The sequence below is a fragment of the Pseudomonas sp. NDM genome, assembly GCF_003105095.1.
Lineage (GTDB): Bacteria > Pseudomonadota > Gammaproteobacteria > Pseudomonadales > Pseudomonadaceae > Aquipseudomonas > Aquipseudomonas moraviensis_A.
The window spans coordinates 1-4,464 of sequence record NZ_QETJ01000253.1 but is presented as its reverse complement, the minus strand read 5'-3'; the positions used below and the strand labels follow the sequence as shown (position 1 = coordinate 4,464).

The window sequence follows — 4,464 nt, the reverse complement described above, 5'->3', positions numbered from 1 at the left end:
AAGGCTGCGATCTTTTGACTTTGATTTTCAAAAAACAAAATCAAAAGATCGCAGCCTTCGGCAGCTCCTACAGGGGGATCGGCGTTAGCTTTCATAGGCGCGGCGCGCCATGAAGCGTTCGCGCAGGACGTCATAACCCCAGTGATAGACGTAGGTATACGGCAGGAAAAACAGCAGCACGCCGATGTCGAGCAACAACGCCTGCCACAGGCTGACCGACAGCCACCAGGCAATCAGCGGCACGCCCATCACGATCAGTCCACCTTCGAACAACAATGCATGCACCACCCGCACCCAGGCGTTATGCGACAGATTCATTCGCGCCAGAGCACGGTCGAAAAAACGGTTGAACACCACGTTCCATGCCAGCGCCAACATCGCAATGAGTACGGTCACGGCCCCCATGTCGAGCAGAGGTTTTTGCATGATCCACGCCAGCAGCGGTGTGCAAATGAGGATGGCGAGAAATTCGAACCCGACAGCCTGGAACACGCGTTCGGTGATGGACTTGTAGACAGTCATGGCCTGACTCCTTGTTTGACGATGGTTGCCATGATCCAACCGATTCCCGATACTTCATAACCAATAACCATCGATCAAGGCGATAGTTCATGGTTTCGCAGGAAGTGCTGTTGGCGTTTGTGCAGGCGGCGACGCAAGGCTCGTTTTCCGCCGCTGCGCGCAAGTTGGGGCGCAGTCAGTCGACCATCAGCGCAGCGGTCGCCAGTCTGGAAATCGATCTGGATTTGCAACTGTTTGACCGCAGCAGCCGCAAACCCACGCTCACCCCCGCCGGCCACGTCATGCTGCAGAAAGCCGAAGCGATTCTGGCCGCCACCAGTCGCCTGGAGATGAGCGCACGGCAATTGGCGCAAGGCATCGAGCCGAAGCTGACCGTGGCGATTTCCGATACCTATCAGTCGTATCGTTTCGAGGCGGCACTGGTGAGTTTCGAGCAGCGATATCCAGAGCTGGAGCTGGAATGCCTGATTGCCGAATGCGATGACCTGATCGAACTGGTCCAGCGCGGCAGGGCGCATCTGGCCTTCGCGGAAATGCAGGATAACTACCCGCCGGATCTGGTCACCTCGACCGTCGCCGAGCGCACGGAGATTGCCCTGTTCATCAGCCGCGAGCATCCGTTGGCCAAGCTGGAGCATGTCGACCAGCAGATCCTCGAGCAACATCGCGAGTTGCGCCTGGCGACCATCGTCAATCCCTATGACAGCCGTGGCAAAGGCCGGGTGTGGTCGGCGCCGAGTTATCTGATGCTGCTGGAAATGGCGGAAAAGGGATTTGGCTGGGCGCCATTGCCGAGGTGGCTGGTGCAGCGCTATGCCAATGATTTGCTGATTGAAGTGGACGTGCGCGGCTGGCCGAAACCGGTGTTTGTCGATGCCTTGTGGTCGCGGCTATATCCGCCGGGGCCGGCGGGGAGCTGGTTGTTGAGCAAGATGCTCGAATAAAGCTGCCAAGATCAAAAGCCCCTCACCCCAGCCCTCTCCCGGAGGGAGAGGGGGCCGACCGAGGTGTCTGGCGTTATGCATCGACCTGAAAAACCTTATCGATTATGGATTCAAGACAATTCGTTCAAGTCGGTGAATCTCTCCAATATCCCCCAATCAGTCCCCTCTCCCTCTGGGAGAGGGTTAGGGTGAGGGCAATCCACAGGCTGCCCACCGTCGCGAGAGCGCCAAACTCAGGGCAGTCCCAGCGCCTTGATCCGTCCTCGAATAAACCGCCGCTCCGGCTCCTGCCGCGTCAACTCCAGCGCCCGCTGATACGCAGCCCGCGCCTCCTCCACCCGGCCCAACTGCCGGCAAAACTCCGCCCGCGCCGAATGCGCCAAGTGGTAATCCTGCAACTCGCCTCGGGCCAAAATCCCTTCTATCAATGACAACCCGGCCAACGCTCCATCACGCTTGGCCACCGCCACTGCCCGGTTCAGCTCGATCACCGGCGAGGGCACCGCGCGCAGCAAGACATCGTACAGCCCGACAATCTGCCGCCAGTCGGTTTCCGCCGCCGACGGTGCTTCCGCATGCACCGCTGCAATCGCCGCCTGCAGGCAATACGGCCCGAAGCGTCGTGTACTCAGCGCGCGCTCGACCAGCGCGCAGCCTTCAGCCATCAACCCGGCATCCCACAACGCGCGATCCTGATCGTCGAGCAGCACCAGCTCACCACTCGGCGAGGTGCGTGCCGGCCGGCGTGATTCGTGCAGCAGCATCAGCGCCAGCAGGCCCATGACTTCGGGTTCCGGCAGCAACTCCATCAACAAGCGCCCCAGCCGAATCGATTCGCGCGTCAGATCCTCGCGGGTCAGCTCGGCGCCAACCGAGGCCGAATAGCCTTCGTTGAACACCAGATAGATCACCCGCAGCACGCTGTCGAGGCGCTCGGGCAATTCGTTCAGCGTAGGCACTTGATAAGGGATTTTCGCGTCGCGGATCTTGGCTTTCGCGCGCACGATGCGCTGGGCAATCGCCGCCGGCGCCGAGAGAAAAGCACGGGCGATTTCTTCGGTGGTGAGGTCGCAGACTTCGCGCAAGGTCAGCGGCACTTGCGCATCCGCCGCCAGGGCCGGGTGGCAGCAGGTGAAGATCAGCCGCAAGCGATCATCTTCCACGTCCTCGCCACTCCAGTCAGCCTGTTCCAGCTCATCGAGTTGCGCCAGCAGCAGCGGTTGCGAGGCCTTGAACCGCGCGCGCCGACGCAACACATCGATGGCTTTGAATCGTCCGGTCGAGACCAGCCAGGTGCGCGGGTTGTCCGGCACGCCGTCGCGCTGCCAGCGCTCGACCGCGACGAAGAACGCCTCGTGCAAGGCCTCTTCAGCGAGGTCGAAATCACCAAGCAGGCGAATCAGCGTCGCCAGGATCCGCCGCGACTCGTCGCGGTAGACCAGCTCGACCCGCGCCCGGACGTCAGACATTCAACTGCCGCACCGGGCGCACCTCAACGCTGCCGACCCGGGCTGCCGGGATGTTGCCGGCGACCTGAATCGCTTCGTTGAGATCCTTGGCATCGATCAGGTAGAAACCGGCGAGTTGCTCTTTGGTTTCAGCGAAAGGCCCGTCGGTGATCGACAACTTGCCGTTGCGCATCCGTACGGTGGTTGCGGTCTCTACCGACTCCAGCGCTTCGGCGGCGATCATCCGCCCGCTGCACTGCACCGACTCGGCGTAGGCCGAGCATTCGGCGTCCTCGGGACTGTCGGGCGACGAGTGCAGCAGGCGTTCATCGCTGTAGACCAGGCATAGGTATTTCATGGCGATCTCCTGATTCGAACGGATCAACTATGGCTGAAGATCAGGGGGTCACATCGAACAGCGTCGCGCCGCTCATCGGATCGAACGGTGCCGACCAGTGCTCGTGAGCGATCTTCCACGCCCCGCCGATTTGGCGGTAACAGGCGGTAACCCGCATCCAGCAGCTCTGGGTTTCGCCCTTGTCATTGGTGCCGCCGCAGTTGGCCACCCAGTGGGCGAAGGCAATGTTGTCGGCGCTTTCGATGGCGATTTCGTGGAATTCGAAGATGTGCGGCCCGGGGCACATTTCCATGCACTCCACCCAGTGCGCGCGGTAGGCCGCTTTGCCCTTGAATTGCAGGGCCTTGATCGCATCGAACGAGACAATGTCATCGGCATACAGGGCCATGACTTTTTCGACGTCCTTGGCCATCACCGCTTCGCGGTAGGTGTTGATCAGGGTCTGGATATCAGTCTGTGCGCTCATGGTGTTCTCCGTGGTTTTTGTTGTGAAGACACCCTTAGTCGTTTGCCCTTTGCGCAGATCGACAAGGCAAACAAAAAAATCCGCCGATGACAATGTCGCTAGAATCCGAGGCTCATTCTTTGTAGGAAAAAGGAAATTCCCGTGTCAGCCCAACTCGTGCCGTACGACAGCCTCAGCCCTTTGCAGCGTCAGCAAGTCGAGGCCATTGAAATCCACCCCGAGCAGATCAGATTCTCCGGCGACATCCACGGTGCGTTGCACACTCTTCTCTCGAAACCCGGCCCCGGGGTAAAGGGTTTTGCCCTGCTGGCTGACGACGTGCCGGTGGCATTTTTGCTGCTCAAGCGCCCGCCGGTATTGCCCGACTGGGCCGACGAACACAGCGCCACGTTGCATGCCTTGCAGGTCGATCGCCGCGCCCAAGGCAAGGGCTACGGCAAGGCTTGTCTGCAAGCACTGCCCGCCGTCGCGCGTGAAGCATGGCCGGAGATCAAGGGGCTGGAATTGTCGGTGGACGCCGATAACGAAGCGGCGATTGCGCTGTATGCCAGGCATGGCTACGTCGACAGCGGCGAAGCGTACAAGGGACGGATTGGGTACGAGCGGCGGATGGGGCTGGTTTTCTGAATATCCAGAAACTCTCTGCTGACACGCCACGATCCTCTGTAGGAGCTGCCGAAGGCTGCGATCTTTTGATCTGGCTTTTGAAGATCAAGATCAAAAGAT

At 60.3% G+C, this 4,464-nt stretch carries 6 protein-coding genes; 2 read left to right on the top strand and 4 right to left on the bottom strand.

What is annotated here, in order from left to right:
• Positions 1-84: 84 nt before the first annotated feature.
• Positions 85-522: a multidrug/biocide efflux PACE transporter gene (locus DCO47_RS25870; protein WP_116659220.1), complete on the bottom strand. Its 438-nt coding sequence runs from the start codon at positions 520-522 to the stop codon at positions 85-87.
• 89 nt (positions 523-611) lie between these two features.
• On the opposite strand from DCO47_RS25870, the gene DCO47_RS25865 reads away from it, so the two are divergent.
• Positions 612-1,466, top strand: a complete 855-nt coding sequence (locus DCO47_RS25865) for a LysR family transcriptional regulator (protein ID WP_116659219.1) — start codon at positions 612-614, stop codon at positions 1,464-1,466.
• A gap of 233 nt (positions 1,467-1,699) precedes the next feature.
• Here DCO47_RS25865 and DCO47_RS25860 read toward each other — a convergent pair whose 3' ends face one another.
• Genes DCO47_RS25860 through DCO47_RS25850 form a run of 3 tightly spaced genes read right to left on the bottom strand, consistent with a single transcriptional unit; the run spans position 1,700 to position 3,738 of the window.
• Positions 1,700-2,935 carry an RNA polymerase sigma factor gene (locus tag DCO47_RS25860; protein WP_116659218.1) on the bottom strand — a complete coding sequence of 412 codons (1,236 nt, stop codon included), beginning with the start codon at positions 2,933-2,935 and terminating at the stop codon, positions 1,700-1,702.
• Positions 2,928-3,272 (bottom strand): YciI family protein, encoded by a 345-nt coding sequence (locus DCO47_RS25855; protein ID WP_116659217.1) that lies wholly within the window; start codon positions 3,270-3,272, stop codon positions 2,928-2,930. The genes DCO47_RS25860 and DCO47_RS25855 overlap by 8 nt, the downstream gene beginning before the upstream one ends.
• Before the next feature lie 40 nt (positions 3,273-3,312).
• Entirely contained in the window at positions 3,313-3,738 is a 426-nt protein-coding gene (locus tag DCO47_RS25850) for a nuclear transport factor 2 family protein (protein WP_110646585.1), read from the bottom strand.
• A gap of 141 nt (positions 3,739-3,879) precedes the next feature.
• On the opposite strand from DCO47_RS25850, the gene DCO47_RS25845 reads away from it, so the two are divergent.
• A complete protein-coding gene (locus DCO47_RS25845) occupies positions 3,880-4,365 on the top strand; it encodes an N-acetyltransferase (RefSeq protein WP_042607234.1) in 486 nt (161 codons plus the stop codon).
• Positions 4,366-4,464: the final 99 nt, after the last annotated feature.

Coding starts and splice junctions, on each gene's coding strand:
- DCO47_RS25855 (WP_116659217.1), bottom strand. CDS start 3,272: ATGAAATACCTATGCCTGGTCTACAGCGATGAACGCCTGCTGCACTCG.
- DCO47_RS25870 (WP_116659220.1), bottom strand. CDS start 522: ATGACTGTCTACAAGTCCATCACCGAACGCGTGTTCCAGGCTGTCGGG.
- DCO47_RS25850 (WP_110646585.1), bottom strand. CDS start 3,738: ATGAGCGCACAGACTGATATCCAGACCCTGATCAACACCTACCGCGAA.
- DCO47_RS25860 (WP_116659218.1), bottom strand. CDS start 2,935: ATGTCTGACGTCCGGGCGCGGGTCGAGCTGGTCTACCGCGACGAGTCG.
- DCO47_RS25865 (WP_116659219.1), top strand. CDS start 612: ATGGTTTCGCAGGAAGTGCTGTTGGCGTTTGTGCAGGCGGCGACGCAA.